The organism is Chryseobacterium lactis, assembly GCF_003815875.1.
Lineage (GTDB): Bacteria > Bacteroidota > Bacteroidia > Flavobacteriales > Weeksellaceae > Chryseobacterium > Chryseobacterium lactis.
In genome coordinates, this window is sequence record NZ_CP033924.1 from 3516139 (window position 1) to 3533521 (window position 17383).

The 17383-nt window shown below is 37.1% G+C and carries 13 protein-coding genes; 5 read left to right on the forward strand and 8 right to left on the reverse strand.

Annotated elements, in window-relative coordinates; genetic code table 11:
- Positions 1-27 precede the first annotated feature (27 nt).
- A complete protein-coding gene (locus tag EG342_RS15580) occupies positions 28-750 on the forward strand; it encodes a sterol desaturase family protein (RefSeq protein WP_103294214.1) in 723 nt (240 codons plus the stop codon).
- An 83-nt stretch (positions 751-833) separates the two neighbouring features.
- Here the strand turns inward: EG342_RS15580 and EG342_RS15585 are convergent, their stop codons facing one another.
- Positions 834-1256, reverse strand: a complete 423-nt coding sequence (locus tag EG342_RS15585; protein ID WP_103294213.1) for a MarR family winged helix-turn-helix transcriptional regulator — start codon at positions 1254-1256, stop codon at positions 834-836.
- A gap of 49 nt (positions 1257-1305) precedes the next feature.
- On the opposite strand from EG342_RS15585, the gene EG342_RS15590 reads away from it, so the two are divergent.
- On the forward strand, positions 1306-3570 hold the full coding sequence (locus EG342_RS15590; protein ID WP_103294212.1) for an ATP-binding cassette domain-containing protein: 2265 nt from the start codon (positions 1306-1308) through the stop codon (positions 3568-3570).
- A gap of 77 nt (positions 3571-3647) precedes the next feature.
- Here the strand turns inward: EG342_RS15590 and EG342_RS15595 are convergent, their stop codons facing one another.
- From EG342_RS15595 to EG342_RS15630, 7 genes are all read right to left on the reverse strand, one after another.
- Entirely contained in the window at positions 3648-4688 is a 1041-nt protein-coding gene (locus EG342_RS15595) for a phytase (RefSeq protein WP_103294211.1), read from the reverse strand.
- Positions 4689-4695: 7 nt separating this feature from the next.
- Positions 4696-7506: a TonB-dependent receptor gene (locus EG342_RS15600; RefSeq protein ID WP_103294210.1), complete on the reverse strand. Its 2811-nt coding sequence runs from the start codon at positions 7504-7506 to the stop codon at positions 4696-4698.
- A 121-nt stretch (positions 7507-7627) separates the two neighbouring features.
- A complete protein-coding gene (locus EG342_RS15610; RefSeq protein WP_103294209.1) occupies positions 7628-8011 on the reverse strand; it encodes a hypothetical protein in 384 nt (127 codons plus the stop codon).
- Between the two features lie 171 nt (positions 8012-8182).
- Positions 8183-8725: a TetR/AcrR family transcriptional regulator gene (locus tag EG342_RS15615; protein WP_103294208.1), complete on the reverse strand. Its 543-nt coding sequence runs from the start codon at positions 8723-8725 to the stop codon at positions 8183-8185.
- Between the two features lie 126 nt (positions 8726-8851).
- On the reverse strand, positions 8852-9565 hold the full coding sequence (locus EG342_RS15620) for a hypothetical protein (protein WP_103294207.1): 714 nt from the start codon (positions 9563-9565) through the stop codon (positions 8852-8854).
- Between the two features lie 168 nt (positions 9566-9733).
- On the reverse strand, positions 9734-10615 hold the full coding sequence (locus EG342_RS15625) for a cupin-like domain-containing protein (protein WP_103294206.1): 882 nt from the start codon (positions 10613-10615) through the stop codon (positions 9734-9736).
- Positions 10616-10732: 117 nt separating this feature from the next.
- Positions 10733-11530, reverse strand: coding sequence for a helix-turn-helix domain-containing protein (locus EG342_RS15630; RefSeq protein WP_103294205.1), 798 nt, complete (start codon positions 11528-11530; stop codon positions 10733-10735).
- Between the two features lie 412 nt (positions 11531-11942).
- On the opposite strand from EG342_RS15630, the gene EG342_RS15635 reads away from it, so the two are divergent.
- From EG342_RS15635 to EG342_RS15645, 3 genes are read left to right on the forward strand one after another with little or no spacing between them, the layout of a single operon-like run.
- A complete protein-coding gene (locus EG342_RS15635; RefSeq protein WP_123868112.1) occupies positions 11943-13166 on the forward strand; it encodes an autotransporter outer membrane beta-barrel domain-containing protein in 1224 nt (407 codons plus the stop codon).
- Positions 13163-15403, forward strand: a complete 2241-nt coding sequence (locus tag EG342_RS15640; protein WP_103294203.1) for a S8/S53 family peptidase — start codon at positions 13163-13165, stop codon at positions 15401-15403. Before EG342_RS15635 ends, EG342_RS15640 begins: the two co-directional genes overlap by 4 nt.
- A gap of 8 nt (positions 15404-15411) precedes the next feature.
- Complete coding sequence (locus EG342_RS15645; RefSeq protein ID WP_103294202.1) at positions 15412-17382, forward strand: T9SS type A sorting domain-containing protein; 1971 nt, start codon at positions 15412-15414, stop codon at positions 17380-17382.
- Position 17383 lies beyond the last annotated feature (1 nt).

The window sequence follows — 17383 nt, forward strand, 5'->3', positions numbered from 1 at the left end:
CTCATCAAATTGACAGATGACGAATTTATGAATTTTAATGAGACTGAACTTTCCGGATATCTAGCAATGTTTTGGCAATTTTCCTGGCCGGAATGGATGGCATTCAGTCTTGTCATTAATCTATTTCTGTATTTATTTTCCATAGGACTTTATACTTTTATTGATAAAACCTGCAGGAAAAGCCTGTTACAGGAAAAAAATCATCCTGTCACTACATCTGATTTCTTTCTCAGCCTGTTTACGGTGATTTGCAACAGTCTTGTTTTATTGATCGGTGTTTTTTTATGGAAAAACGGATGGATTGAAATAGGTCAGAATTTGTCTGCTGGTGTTATCTGCTTAGAGATCATTGCGCTGCTTTTGCTGATGGACTTGTGTATGTACTTTTTTCATTATGCGGCACATTGGCCGATGGTCTATAAAATGCTGCATGGTAAACATCATGAACATGTAAGTACGAATTTTTTAAGCCTTTTTGTATTGCATCCCTTAGAAACTATCGGTTTTGGAGTGATGATGTTGATATTATTAATGTGCTATAATTTTTCTGTTGTTTCCATTTCAATTTATTTGTTGATCAACCTTATCTGGGGAACAATAGGGCATCTTAACAGAGAATTTTTTCCAGCCAGTTTTGATAGATTTCTTGTAGGAACTACGAGATTTCATAATCAGCATCATCTGGATGAAACGAAGAACTTCGGGTTTTATACTTCAATTTGGGATCGGCTCTTTAGGACTTACAAATAGAATTTTAGAAGGGGCTGGAACATGAAAATCGATTCTGCTTTTGCTCGCTAAAAATGATGAGCAATAATAATTTCCCTTTTTTACTAAAGCTTGAGATGACTCAACACCTTAGCCAGGAGGGAATTAAAGTTTTCCAATTCTTTGGAAGTGAGTATAGAGGCAGCCTGCCGGGTGATGTTCTTTCGGAAAGTTTCTGAATTTTCGATGATAAAACGCCCTTTTTCCGTCACAGAAAGGTTGAATTTCCTGCGGTCGGATTCATCCTGTTTCTGAATAATGAAATCATGACCTATCAAAAATTTTAATTGCTTGGAAACAGCAGCCTGGCTAATGTTAAAGGCAGTTGCTATTTCTCTTCCGGTGACTTCCTCTTTTCGAAGAATAAATTCGATCATATTGTAATGAGTTGCGGTTATTCCATTGATATCCCCCTTATTCATATGAGCGAGAATAAGACATTGAAAATCCGTAAAGGTGTTAAAAAACTCTTTTTCAATAGATTTCATAATGAAATTACTTAACTTAGTTAACTATTAACAAAGTTAATCATTTAAAATGGAAAATATAGAAATTACCAACGCGAGGCAAAATAATCTCAGGAATATTTCCATACAAGTTCCAAAATATAAGATGGTTGTGTTTACGGGAGTATCCGGTTCCGGAAAATCTTCCCTGGTTTTTGAGACCATTGGGGCGGAAGCTCAGCGACAAATTAATGAAACACAAAACAGCTTTATCAGAAACCGCTTACAGCATTACGGAGTACCCAACGTAGATAAAATTGAAAACCTGAATGTTCCGATCATCATCAATCAGAAAAGATTAGGCGGAAACGCCAGATCTACCGTTGGAACGGCCGCTGATGTCTATGCTTCCTTACGATTACTGTTTTCCAGGATGGGGAAACCTTTCGTGGGATATTCCAATGTTTTTTCCTTTAACAATCCGCAGGGAATGTGCCCGGAATGCGAAGGGCTGGGCTTTGTACAGACCTTGGATATTAATACTTTAATTGACCGAAATAAATCGTTACATGAAGGAGCTATCCGTTTTCCGACTTTTCAGCCCGGAGGCTGGCGGTTAACGAGATATACTTTATCCGGCTATTTTGATAATGATAAAAAATTAAAGGATTTTACTGATAAAGAATGGGATACCTTGTTGTACGCTGAAGAGCATAAACCCAGACATCCTCATAAAGAATGGGGAAAAACAGTAAAATATGAAGGGATTATTCCCAGAATTGAAAAAGCATTTCTGAAAAAAGATTCCAAAGAAAATATAACAAGAAAAGATGCCCTGAATCATGTGGTGGTGACGAAAACCTGCCCGTCATGTCACGGAAAACGATTGAATAAAAAGATTCTCTCCTGTAAAATTGAAGGAAAAAGCATTGCAGATTGTACGGCGCTTTCGATTGATGAACTCCTGGAATTTATAGGTTCACTGGATTCCGGGGCGTATAACGTCATCGTTAAGGAGCTTTCAATGAAACTGCAGAATATTGTGACTATCGGGCTCCAATACCTGACATTGGACAGAAGTACCAATACGCTTTCCGGGGGCGAATCTCAAAGGATAAAAATGGTCAGAAGTCTGGGAAACAGCCTGGTTGATTTGCTTTATATTTTTGATGAACCGAGTATCGGACTTCATCCTAAGGATTTGCAAAACATTATTACAATTATTCAGCAAATAAGAGATAAAGGGAACTCGGTTTTAATCGTAGAACACGATCCTGATCTTATTAAAACCGCAGATTGGATTATCGATATCGGACCCGGTTCAGGAAAGAATGGAGGGAAAATCGTATACGAAGGAACATTTGAAAATTTAAAAACATCAGCAGGAAAGACAGGATCTTATTTTTCTAAAAAACCCGTTGTAAAACAAAAAGTCAGAAGCCCTTCAGGATATCTGGAGATAAAAAATGCCAGCCTCTACAATCTTAAAGATATCAGTGTACATATTCCCACAGGAATAATGACTGTAGTAACCGGAGTGGCGGGATCAGGGAAAAGCACTTTAATTAATCGGGTATTACCTCAAATTTATCCTGATGTAACGGTAATAGACCAATCTCTGTTTGCCGCAAGTGTCCGTTCCAATCTCCTTACGTATTTAGGCATATCTGATACTGTACGCCGCCTTTTTGCTCAGGTGAACCATGTTTCAGAAAAGTTGTTTAGCAGAAACAGTGATGGTGCCTGCAAAAACTGCAAGGGGTTGGGAGTGGAAAAGATAGACCTTGCTTTTATGGATGATATTGAACAGCCTTGTGAAGTTTGTGGCGGTTCCGGATTTGATCCTGATGTTCTGCAATATCAATATGATGGGAAGACCATTGTAGAAGTAATGAATATGACGGTTTCTGAAGCGGCTCTTTTTTTTAAACAGGAAGCAATCCTGACCCACTTTGACCTGTTATTACAATTAGGCCTGGATTATCTGACTTTAGGCCAACGTCTGGACAGTTTTTCGGGAGGAGAACGTCAACGTCTGAAAATGACCAGAGAATTGAAAAATACCCATCAGATCATCATTCTGGACGAGCCAAGTACTGGCCTGCACCCCGATGATACCCGGAAATTATTGTCTTTTTTTAACAGACTTATCGATCAGAATAATACTTTAATTGTAATCGAACATAATCTGGATATTATTGCTCAGGCAGACTGGGTTATTGATATCGGTCCCGGTGCCGGAAAGTACGGCGGAAAAATTTTGTTTGAAGGAAGCCCGAAAGAATTATTAAAAAATAAAGAATCATTTACCGCTGAGTTTCTAAGAAAACATATTCAGCAGGATGGAAAAAATTAAACCATTAAGAGTTGGAAAGTCAATGAGAAATATTTCTCTTACAACTTTTTCCATCTTAATGGTTTAATTAAAATATATTATTTACCGGCTGCTTTTACAGCTTCTTTTATTCTGTTTTCGATAATTCGCCAGTCATACAAATGAAAAACCCTGCCATTGCTCATGGCCACAAATACTCCTTTGGGAAATTTTGGACCGAGATTGATAGGTGTGACTTCAGAGCCGTCACTTTCACTGGTCGAAACAGGAATTTCTGCAATTCTTCCTTTGGAGGGATTTTCTCTCAGATAGACATTAAAAGTATCATTCTGCTGATTGGAAACCAGAATATATCCCGTTGCTCCTGAAGTCGGATAGATTGAAATTCCTTCTACATCAGAGGTAAAGTCACCTTTCCCGAAAACCAGTAATTCTTCGTTTCCTCTGTCCGGATCTGCATAATATTGATGAACTCCAAACTGTTCGTCTGAATAATAAATATAGCCCATTTCATCATCCACAGCGATACTTTCAATCTCTTTCAAACCGCTGTATTTTCCAAACTTACGAATGACTTCTCCGGTGATTTTGCCATTCTTTTCTGCAAGCTTGTATTGCCAGAGATAGCCGTCAGCTGGTCCGGATTTCCTTCCTACAACAGCATAGATTTCGCCGGTTTCAGGTTTTTTATACATGGAGATTCCCATCGGACCACGTTCTGATTCACCGTCAAAAACTGAAAATTCGCCCACTTCATTTAATTCCGGAAGAGAATAGAGTTTAACTTTATTCGTTTCTCTTTCCGTTACTGCGGCAATATCAATCTTTTTACCATTTAAAATAAACCCATACTCAATATCCACATTATTGGGACGTTTCAAACCTGTCACTTTATGAATGATCTTTCCATTCAGGTCGAAAGCAAATAATCCGCCGTCAGAATCTTTATCTGTTCCTACAATAATGCTCTTACTCGCATCCTGAGGATTGATCCATATCGCGGGATCATCAGTATCGTGAACGACGGTTTCCGTAATAACGGTTGGTTTTAATTTTTCTCCCAGCTGCTTCTGTCCTGTACAACTGATCACAAAAGGAATAACGGCCAGTGCAGCCTTATAATAGATAAACTTTTTCATTCTTATTTTAAAAATCAAATTTCAACCCCATGGTAAATCTTGGTCTGTAATATTCTGCCTGTGCAGTTCTGCTCTGGATTCCCTGGTAATATCTTAACGGTTGATTCGTCAGATTATTGGCTTCAGCAAAGACTCTCAGCTGGTTCGTGATTTTATACGAAGCATTGGCATCCAGGAAAAATTGTTTGTCATAATAACGGTCATCAAAAGCTTTACCACCCAATTCATCAATATAATGAGAAGCGTAATTCATGGAAACTCTGGCAGAAAAACGTTTGTTCTCCCAGGACAGAGATCCGTTGAACATATGTGGAGCGGCTCCCGGAAATCCGACATCGGTTCTTTCGATACCTTCTTCATTGGTAATCCCTTTTGCTTTTGAATGAGTATAGGTATAATTCACATATACTCCTAATCCTTTCCAGAAAGCACCCGGAATAAAATCCAGCTGTCTCTGCAGAGCCACCTCAAAACCGTAAATATCTACATTATCACCATTACGCTGCTGGGTAAATTTCCAGTTGCTTTCTCCAGCAGGAATCGGATTGGATTGTCCTGCGTAATCATTGGCAAAGTCATTCGCCGTATAGTTTCTTCGGGAATAGGTATAAATAAAGTCATTCAGGTTTTTATAAAAAATACCTCCCGAAAGAATCCCTACGGATTTAAAATATTTTTCAGCCATAAAATCAAAATTATAAGCATAAGTTGCCTTTAAATTCGGGTTTCCGGATGAAATGACCTCGTCTTCCGTGATTACATTGAGGTAAGGAACTAAAGAATAATAATTAGGACGGGCAAGAGCTGTAGTAAACGCTGCCCGGAGTACAAGATCCTGTACCGGAACATATTTGAAGGAGATATTGGGAAGCACATTGGTATAAGAATTCGTATTATTGATCTTTCCGACTAGATTTTTTTCATTCAAAACATAGTTTCCGGTGTAATCAATTTGGGTTGTTTCAACGCGGGCTCCGACAATCATAGAGAGTTGGTCATTGAAATCCTGATCCCAACGAACATATCCTGCATAAATCTGTTCCTTTGCCGTATAATTACTCGAAAGGTATTTTGAAGGTTTCAACTGGCCGTTAAACTGACCGGCGTTATACAGATCTAAATTTCCAAGGTAAGAAGGATCAACAAAAGTTCCGGGAACATAATTTCCGGGTTGGAAGTTTTGTCCATCAAGATAAATCGTTGGAACAGAAAGGAGGCTTCCCATATTGTTGATCGGAGTAAAAGAATAATAATCATTATTTCTTTCCTTATCCTTCAGACGCATACGCAAACCGGTACGAAGTCTTCCTTTCTGGCCATCGACTACAGAAAAAGGAAAACGTACATTCACTCTTGCTCCGAATTCTTTCTCCTGGGTAAAGCTGTTGGCATCTGAAAGATCACTCAGTTTATAGCTTCCCAGATTATCCTCGGCCAGAAGATTGAGCATAGGTTTGCGTGGATCGCTGAGATCCGGAGAAAAATTCATCTTGCTGTTTTCAAACTCAATATAACGCTGGTGTGGCTTATCTTCACTTGCGATGGCATAGTTCATAGACCAGTCGAGATCTACCTTTGAACCCAATAAATGTTCTCCTCTCAATGCATAGTTCTGCACTTTCTGTTTCTCCAGACGAGTGTTGTCATTTCCTGCATCTCCACCTTTGTTTTGTCTTGTAATACTGCCTTTCCAACCCGTGATTTCAGATTCGTCAGTATTGTAGACCGGTTTTACTTTGTAGCCCAGTGCAAAGCGGGTTTCTTTATCATTCCTGAAATTGTACATCGCAGAAGCATAGATTTTATTTTTTGAATTAAATTCATAATCCATATTAAGATCAAAACTATGTCTGATACGATGCTCATTATAATAACGAACCCCCATTTTACTGATATAGGCAGTTTGTGCAGCATCATTGGCCAAACTCCATACCGGTTCGATATTGTCCGAACCAAAATTATTATTGTTATAAGAAAAGCTGAATACAGCACCCAATTTTTTGTTTAAAAACCGATTTCCATACACTAATCCGGCAGTATAGTTTCCTTTTTCACGGATAGGGTTGTAGCCTCCTGCCAACGTCGCAGAGATTCTTTGTCCGTTAGGGGAAGCCCTTGTAATAAGATTGACAGAACCTCCGATGGCATCAGCATCCATATCCGGAGTTAAGGTTTTATTCACCTCGATCGTGGAGATCATATCCGAAGGAATCAGGTCCATTTGTACATTTCGATTGTCGCCTTCAGCAGAAGGAATCCGGTCTCCGTTCAGCGTTACAGAGTTAAGGTTGGGAGCAAGTCCTCTGATAATAAGATTTCTAGCCTCTCCCTGGTCGTTTTGTATGGTAATTCCGGGAACACGTTTCAGGGCATCTCCGATATTGGCGTCAGGAAAACGTCCGATCTGATCCGAGGAGATTACATTCGTGATATTGGCGTTATTTTTTTGTTTGTTTAAAGCTCTTGCCTGGTTTTTTAAGGTAGCACCAGATACTACAATCTCAGCAATGGTGGTTTCTTTTTTGTCAAAGACAATGTTTTGTCTCGTATTTTTTTCCGCTTCAACGGTCACTTTGTATTCATGAATTCCATAGCCCAGATAATCAATCTTCATGGTATAACTTCCGGGTGGAACATTCAGGAAAACAAAATTTCCATGTTCATCAGAAGTGGTATAAATATTTCCCGGACTTAGAGAGATTTTGGCTCCCGGCAGGGCAATTTTAGAGTCGTCGTTAATGTTTCCGGAAAGAGAACCGGTTTGTGCATAGAAAAATAGAGACGCACAAAGTAAGACAGATGTAAAAATTTTCTTCACTTTCGTTCAATTAGATTAAAAAACGTAACAAAATTAAACGTCTGTTTGGGGAAAGGCTTAAAATTAAAATTAAGGTTTTTTTAATATTTGTTAACAAAGGAGCTTATGACGCTCCTTTGCTTTACATTTCAGAAGCCAGATCCTTTTCAGAATGATTTCCTTCCAGCAATAAAGTCAATTCATTACATTTTGTAATCTTATTATTTTGAACGGTAAATTCTGCCAATACTTTATGAACGACGGTATTGCCATTTTTTAATACTGATCTTGCGGTGTGATGGGTAAAGATGACGGTATCATTTTCTGCGTAGTTCAGGATTTCCATTTTTTGTGCGATAACCTTTTCTTTTAGCTTTTTGATGTGGAGTACAAATTCATCGTAATTAAGTTGTTTGTCATCTACTACCTGAATATAATCTTTAGAAAAATACTTTTCGATTAATATCAGGTCAAATTCAGGATTTTCAAGGATTTCCCTGAACACGTTTTGTATTAAATCTCTCATAATTTTAAATTGTAATTCAAATTTACTTCTGAAATTAACGTCAAAACGATAACAATTGTAAATGGAAAATAAAAAATAATTAAAGAGTAAAAAATCTTAATTTAATATTAGATTTTACCTTTTTCATAGTTTTTTTAATAGCTGATTATGTGAGTATATTTTGAATCTCCCTTAGTGTGAAGTTGAAGATTTGAGCAATTGCTGTGTAATTAATTTGGATTTTTCTATAAGTTCGTTGGATTTGTAAAGCTGACTGGTTAATATTGAACTTTCAAAAAGCAGATAAATATGAGCGGACAGCAAATCATCTTTAAGATCTTCATTGAAAGCTTCTCGAAGCTTCGACTTATGATTACGGATGACATTATGAATTTCTATTTTATCACCGGGGATTTCAGACATGATATTGAGAAAACTGCAACCTCTGAAATCTTCTTTCTTATTCATGTAAACCAAAAAATCAAATGACTTCATGAACTTTTCTTCCACAGTCTTTGCATCCGAAGTAAAGTTTTCCAATTCAGACACCCAATAATCGAATCTTTTGTTAAAAAACTCAATACAAAGTTCATCTTTAGATTTAAAATGCTGGTAAAAGCTAGCTTTTGAGACCTTTGCTTCATCAATAATCTGATTAATACCAGTACTGTTATAGCCTTGTTGATGAAAAAGTACCATGGAAGTACTTAATATTCTTTCGCGGGGTTTAGACATACGTTGTTTTCAGCAAATTTAAGTAAAAAATGAACAGACTGGTTCGGTTGTTAATTGGATCTTAAAATAATCTTTTTGAGACTTTAAGAAACTGTAACAAAACAAGGAAAAGATTCTGGTTGCATTTTACACGAAACCTCTTGCATAATAAAGCTGTATGCAGAAAAATAATAAGGTGAAAATCCAGACTACGTAAGGATGATAACGGAAGTTCTCCTTTAGAATATAATGTAAAGCTTTGAGTAATTTTACCAGACCGATAATTCCGACAACGATAAATACTAGAAAAACACCAAAAAATGCGTAATCTCTTGTTCCATACGTTTGTAATTTTTCAAGATGGTTAAGATAGGATTGTACATCAATAGTCTGTCCCAAAAACATAGCCGATATGATTAACAAAAAGAAAGGTGTAGAAGTGTATACCGTTGTGTAAATGAAGGAAAAAAGTAAAGTGCGGAAGGTGACAGTATTCACTTTTTCTCTTTTATAGCATAATAAAATGACACTGAATAAAACTGCCGTAAAATTATTAATCAGAAATATGAACAACGCTTTTTCTACCATACTTAATCCTTTGATTCTGGAAATAAAACTTTGTTCGCCACTGTAATCCATTAAAAGTACAGACACGATAACCGAAGTATAGACAGACAACTTGATAGGAGATAAATAATCACGGAAACGCTCGGTTTCTTCTTTTTCCATTTCCTGCACCGAAAAATCATAACAACGGGCAGGCTGCTGAAACAATTTGAAAATGGTTACCGGAACCAAGAGGATTTCAATAATAATCTGCAGGCACAGTTTCTCAAAGCTGTCAATCAATTTTTCGAACATATGTATCTGATATTAAGAGATGAGGGAATATTGAATATGCAATTTAAATAATTTTTAAATAGTATATCAGCATTTATAGATGAATCTTAAAAATACAAATAGAACAGTAGAAAAATAGATATCAAAAAAACCGGCCGAAAGAAAAATCTTCCTGCCGGTTTTAAACTTTTATTTAGGTAAGCCTTTTTTTAAGGCGTCATGAGCTTTTTCAATTGCTTTTCTTTCTTTCCAGTCCATATATCTTTTCTTATAACGGCCTTTCATGAAATTATCGAAATTACGCTGCACAGCCAGGTTCCAAAGAGAATGTGCTTTTACAGCCCAGCTTTTGTCCCATGCACGAAGTGAGATGGAGAAAGATCCATCCAGATACTTCATCCAATGCCACCATCCGGTAGGCATAAACAAAGTATCACCGTGTTCCAGATAACATTCAATACCTTCGATACCATCCAAAGCCGGGAATTTTTCAAAATCCGGGTTGGCAATGTCATAATCTTCCAATGCATAAGTTGCATACGGAAGCTTATACAAACGGGTTTTCCACTTGTATTCAAAAAGAAGAACATGTTTTCTTCCATTGAAATGAGTGTGGAAAATATGTGGCATATCAATATCGTAATGAAGGAAAGTTACAGAACCCTTACCTCCAAAGAACATACTCGGATATTTATCCAAAAATCCACCCATCAGATTCTTTGGCGGAATATAATCGTCCAGTAACTTAGGGGCAAATTTAATAGGATCAAAAAAGAAAATTCTCAGATCAGTAGGCTCCCTTTGAATAAGGTCCAGATAGTCTGAAAAAGGCATCTTTGTCGTCGGGGTATTGATAGGGGCTGCAGGATCTGCTTTGGAACTGTCATACAAAGGAACTTCAACATCGCCTACCACTTCCTTCATGTACTCCATCGTCCATTTTTGATAGGCTGGCCACTTTCTTGCCATATTCTTGATTACCACTGGCTTACATGGCTTTAGATATTTTTCACGGAAATCTTCTTGTGAAATATCATCTACAATATCAATTGGTTTAAGGACTATTCCCATTATTTCAAATTATCACGCTAAAGTATTAAATATTTATGAGAATAAATGGAAAGAATTGAAATTATTTGGAACTAATATAAATAGACAAAAAATTCTCATTTTACAGTCAAAGTTGCTCTAGCTAGCCTTTATATTCTGGCTTAGATTTTTAAGAAAGTGCGTAGGAGGTATTTTATATTTTTCCTGAAATTTTTTAGAAAAGCTCTGTACAGTATTGAACCCCGTCATTTCTGCCATTCCCTGAATACTTTTGTACCGTAGTTTGGGATGATTCTCCCATAGTTCCACCGCATATTTTAACCTTAAATCATTAAGATAAGACGCAAAATTCTGCTTTTTATAATGATTGATAACTTTTGACATGTATGAAGTATTGGTTCCGCATTCCTTAGCCAGATTGATGAGTGAAGCCCCTTTATTCAAATACTTTTTTTCCTTTTCAAAGGCTTCAAGAGAACAAAGAATACGCTCAACAATCAAAGGATTGATATCCTTAAGTTCGAAGATATCGCCTTCATTTTTTAATTCAGGTATTGTTTGAACATTGTTTTGTCCTTCCCGTTTTCTGATCACTTCCAGATAAAGACCTTTATAGTATATTTTTTTATGATAAGTAGTGAAAATAATATGCATAAGACCCGCAAGAATGATCAATATTGTCGTAATCACTACAGAATATAATCTCTTTTCCGTAGCATGTGATTCTTTGAGGTGCGAATTCTCTTTATTCGCTCTTTCCAGTTCATCATTCCAGGTTATTTCTTCTTTTGCATCATATTTTGGTTGAATTTTACCAGCCTTACTGACCCATTTATTTTTACTTTTCAAAATAGCATCCACCATCTCAAAAGGCCTATTGTCAAAGGCCTGAAAAGCAATAACGGTAGCAAATAAAAAGAGTAAATAAATTCTCATACAGATGAATTAATTATTATAAAAGTACAAAATTCAATCGATCTGGCAAACTTTTGATTTTAAACTATTTGTGAATTTTTAATGTCTTTTTTTACCTGTAAATTTTAAGTTTTTACCAATTGTATTTATTAATTTAACGGAATATGCAAGGCATAATGTTGGAGGTAATCAAAGGTTTGCTATAGATTTATTAGCGAAAAAAAACACCCCATGAAAAACAAATATTTACATCGATTTTTTGGCTCGTTATTTATTCTATTAAAACAAGACGAGTAGCACTTTTTTTACCCTAATTACTTCTTTTAACGACAATATTCAGTTTTCTGAATATACCTGTCTGTTATTCTATCAGAGTATCAGATAAACAGACTATTGATAGGAAAACAATCTCATCAAAAAATAAAACTATACCATGAAAAAACACTTATTTATTTTATCAATGCTTGCTGTTTCTTGTAACTATTTGCAAGCACAGACATGGAATACTGCAGGAAATGCAGGAACGAATCCTGCCACTGATTTTATCGGGACAACGGATAATCAGCCTTTAATTTTTAAAACTAACGGTTCTGAAAAAATGAAATTATCACCAACAGGTAGGTTGGTGTTTTATAACATTAATGCTCAGACCTGGGAAAAAAATTTGTACGTAGGAGGAGGGAATGAAAATGTAGCCGGGTCAGGAAATGTTTCTGTGGGTTTAGGGGCAATGAGTTCTAATATATCCGGAGGAGGAAACACGACCTTAGGGTTCAATACGATGACAAACAGCACGACAGGTTCTCTGAACACCGCTCTGGGAATCAATTCTATGCAATTTTCAATTACAGGGAGTAATAATGTGGGAGTAGGACACAACACCTTAGGAGGTATGGTTGCCGGGGAGTACAATACGGCAGTTGGATTTTCAGCAATGCGTACCTGGGGAAGTACTGCTTCAGTTCCTCTGGTAGGAAATACTGCAATAGGAAACAGTGCATTAATGGATATTAATAACGGGTCTTATAATACTATAATGGGGCATAACTCATTTCTGAGAACCGTAAATGCCAGTTATAATGTTGTAATAGGAGCCAATATTGCTCCATTAGTCAATAATGCTAACAGCAATATTTACATTGGAAATAATATTGCTGCGGTTGGAACAAGCCCTTCCAATGAATTGAACATCGGAAACTGGATTGTCGGAAACAATGGAACAATCGGTATCGGAGAGTTTACGAGCCTGCTTCCGGCTAACGGAGTTTCTTCAGATGGACAGAAGTACAAGCTTTTTGTGAAAGACGGAATCAGAACCGAAAAAGTAAAGGTAGATATTGCTTCAGCCAACAATTGGGCTGACTATGTATTTAAAAAAGACTATCCGCTGATGTCTTTATCTGAGGTGGAAAAACATATACGAAATAAGGGGCATCTTCCCAATATTCCATCAGCATCAGAAGTGGTGAAGAATGGTGTTGATCTGGGAGAAATGAATAGCAGGCTGTTGGAAAAGATTGAGGAGCTGACTCTGTATTCTATAGAACAGGAGAAAAAGCTTAAAGACCAGGAAGATAAAAACAGCAAACAACAGGCGGTCATAGACGATCTGGTTCAAAGAATGGTAACCATTGAAAACAATCAAAGACAAAGATGAAAAAAAATATACTGCATGCCAAAATACTTCTGGTAGGGCTTTTATCTTCCGGTTATCTTTCAGCACAGCACAAAGTTGATACTTTACCGGTAGAAAAGCAGGCTATCATACGGGATTTAGCCGTCAGGTTTTCATCCGAATCCGCCAGACAGAAAGATGAGGTTCAAAGGCTCAAAGCTTTAGGTCATAAAGAATTTATGATTGAGAATGACAACTATAAACAGCTTATGGGTGCTGATGAGAAAGGCAGACCGATGTATTATACAACCCTTAATGCAGGAGCTTCCAAGATGGTGAAAACAACAAAAATGTATAATGGCGGAGGATTAGGATTGGATATTTCCGGACAGAATATGTTGATCGGTCAGTGGGATTTTTCAAAACCAAGACTTAACCACCAGTTATTAGCAGGAAAAATCACTTATCCTTCAAACCAGAATCAAACGATCTCAAGACATAGTACCAATATAGCAGGAACAATTGTCGGAAATAATACTTCGAATACCAATGCCCGGGGAATTGCTTACAATGCTTCATTAAATGCCTACGACTGGGTAGATGATGTATCAGAAATGCTTGTAGAGGCTGGAAAAGGAGTGCTCACAGCAAATAACAGTTATGGTTTTGATCCCATGTATTTACAGACTTATCAATTTGGAAAGTACAATACTACTGCCCAAAATTGGGATGCACTTATGTACGGAAATCCCTATTTTCAGATTGTAAAAGCAGTAGGGAATGCCCGTGATCTTAATCCTGCAATTGTACCACAGGTGAGTGTAAAACAAGGGTATGATCTTTTGGAAGGAGCTGGAATTGCCAAAAATGTTTTGGTTGTAGGATCTGTTAAAAAGAATGAAAATATGATGACGGATGATGAGTTTACCATTTCTTCTTTCAGCAGCTATGGTCCTGCGGATGATGGGAGGATAAAACCGGATATCACTGCCCCCGGTGAGGAAATTTTTTCAGCTATAGAAACGTATAACGCCGGTTATGGGGTGTATAAAGGCACCTCAGCAGCAGCGGCGGTAGTATCCGGAGCAGTGACTTTACTGCAACAATACTGGAAAACGTTGAATCCCAATTATATGTGGTCGTCTTCTGTAAGAGCAATTTTAGCACATACCGCCAATGATAAAGGAAGTTTAGGTCCGGATTATAAATATGGATGGGGATTGCTCAATGCAGAAAGAGCTTCTCAGTTGGTCTATAGTAATCATAAAAATACATTGGTAAAAGAAGAAAATCTGGCTGATGGGAAAGAATACAGATTATATGTGGTAGCAGGAAAAGCTGATCAACAGCCACTTGTTGCTACTTTAGCATGGACAGATCCTGCCGGAAATATAGGGAATACAATGACCGATGATGAGACCAAAGCACTGATTAATGATCTGGACATTAGTATCGTTAAAAAAGATAATTCAGGAAATACGCAAACCTTTTATCCATGGAAGCTAGGCGGTATTACTAATTACACTGCTGATGCTACCCGAAATTCTGCCAATTCCGTAGACAATATCGAAAAAGTTGAAATTGAAAATCCCAATGGTTTATATCAGGTGATCATCAGACACAAAGGAAATCTTTTGCAGGGTCATCAGAATTTTTCGCTGATTATTTCAGGAGTATCTTTCTGTTATTCTGATGATTTGTACGTGTTGGTTCGTGAAAAGGATAATATTGATGCTCCCAATTTTGTAGGGACAGCAAAACAAATTAAAGCATCCAATGTCATAAAAATTGCGGCAGATGTTACGTATAAAGCTTCCAGAACAGTGGAATTATTACCTGATGCATCGGGTGGCAGTAAAACAGCAGGTTTTGAAACAGAGTTAGGAAGTAAGTTTTTTGCTTATATCGATCCGGATTGTGGAAATGTAGATCTTCCATTGCTGTATAAAGCTCAATCCGTTGCCCGTACAGCAGGTAAGGCTCCGGCATCAATCAGAGCAGAACAACAGAAAGTTGAAAAACCGGAAGAGATAATGGTTTATCCGAACCCAGCTTATGAAGAGGTGAATGTCAAATTCAGACTGGAAAATCCTTCCAAAGTAGTTATTGCATTGTATGATGCATCAGGAAAAGAAGTATTGCGACAGGAAAGTTCTCAGAGTTTCCCTGCTGGAGAGTTTATGAAAACTTTAAATGTAAAAGGGTTACCAGGTGGAGCATATATCCTGTATGTAGAAACAGCAGCTCAGAAAACAGGTAAAAAATTAATCATTAAATAACGAAAACCATGAATCACTTATATAAAATCATCTTTTTATCTTTCAGTTCCATGGCATTTTCCCAAAGCCCGGGCGGTGTGGGAGAAGTAAGTCTTTGGCTGAAATCAGATGCAGGAAGAAGTGCAACACTTTCGTATAAAGATTATAGTAATAATCAACATACTATATCAGTTGAAACAGATAAAAATAAGCCCAAATATAGTTTACTGAATTATAATGATGCCCTGGATTTTGACGGAACTTCTAATTTTTTGAAGATCCCTTACGTCATGGAAACGTTGAATAAGGTTAACCTATTCATGATTTACCAGAATAAAAATACTGACAGGGAAAGTGCACTGCTTTCGACAGATTTCTCAGGGGAAAAGGAAATGTATTACAGTACAGCCAATCTTTACAGGTATAATAACGAACAAATTAATAACATTGAGCCCAGAAAGCTGGACAGTACAGCTTCCTTAAGTATGTATTCCAAATTTGACGTACCCTCAGGGAAGATAGGTGATGTGCTGGGAAGCTCAGGGAAAAGTAATATTTATATCGGAAAAGATGCAGGAACCAGAAACTGGTCAGCATTCAAAGGAAAATTACCCGAATTTTTTATATACCGTAAGATTTTAACTCAGAATGAACGTGATCGGGTAAATTCTTATTTGGCCATAAAATACGGAATTACAATACCGATGACAGAATATCTGAGTTCAAAGAGCAAAAAAGTATGGAAAAAAGAAGATTATGCAGACTATCCCGAAAATGTAGCAGGAATAGGAATTGACCAATATTCAGGGTTGTATCAGAAACAATCTACAAGTACTTCGGAAAATAAACGATTGATTATTGCCGGTAAAGTTCTGGCTGACAATAATAAGGTAAATACCGCCCAATTCCCTGATCAGACTTTTTTGATCTGGGGAAACAGCAGGGATGGTTTGGAGTTGGGTCATGAAATGTTGGGCCAGCAACTTTTAAAAAGAAAATGGAAAATCCGCTTGTCTGGGGAAAAGAAAGAAGAATCTTTCCCAACAGAAGTTGTTTTTTATATCAAAGACATTATTCCTGTTATTCCTGAAGGAAAGAACATTTCGCTGGTTATTGACCGATCAGGAAAAGGAGATTTCAATAGCACAGACCTGGAGACGTATTCTGCAGGTTCCATCGATGATAAAGGATTTGCCCATTTCAAAGACGTTGTTTTTGACAAAGACCTTTCCGGTACAGATGTCTTCACCTTTGCGTTAGGTTCAAAACTATTATTGGCAAAGGAAATTATACAAGCCAGCTGTAATAATAATTTTGGTTCATTAAAGATTAATATTCAGGGTGGTTCGGCTCCTTACAAGATCCTTCTTACGAAAGATAATGTGTCGGTACAGAATCAGAGTTCTCAGAATCCGAAAGTGAATTTTAATAATCTTGAAGCTGGAAAATATACGATAGAAATTGTGGACAAAACGAATACTTCGTCCCGTTTCAGCTTTGATATCAACAATTTTGCGTCGCTTGACGGCGGACTTGCAGAAAACTATACGTTACCACCGAATGGATTTATTGAACTGGATGCTTCTAAAAATATCGACAACAGAGGAACCCATTATCAATGGTCTTCAAATAATGGATTTACAAGCACCCGTCCCAATGTGAAACTCTATGAGCCGGGAGAGTATACCATTAAAGCAACAGCTTCAGATGGTTGTGTGAAAATAAGTAAAATAACGGTAACACAGTCGTTGGAAAGTGGGATTATTATTTTCCCCAATCCAACACATGCCGGAGAAAACTTCACGATTCGTGCCCGCCTTTCAAAAACTGAAGATATCAATATCAAAATTTTCGATATGTCCGGAAGGCTGGCTAAAGAAAGAAAAGAATCAGGGAAATCTTTCTATGAAATTAAAGAGTCACTTCTTGTGGGCGGAACATATGTCGTGATTGTGGAGACCCTGACTCAGAAAAAAACTTTTAAACTCATCATTAACTAGT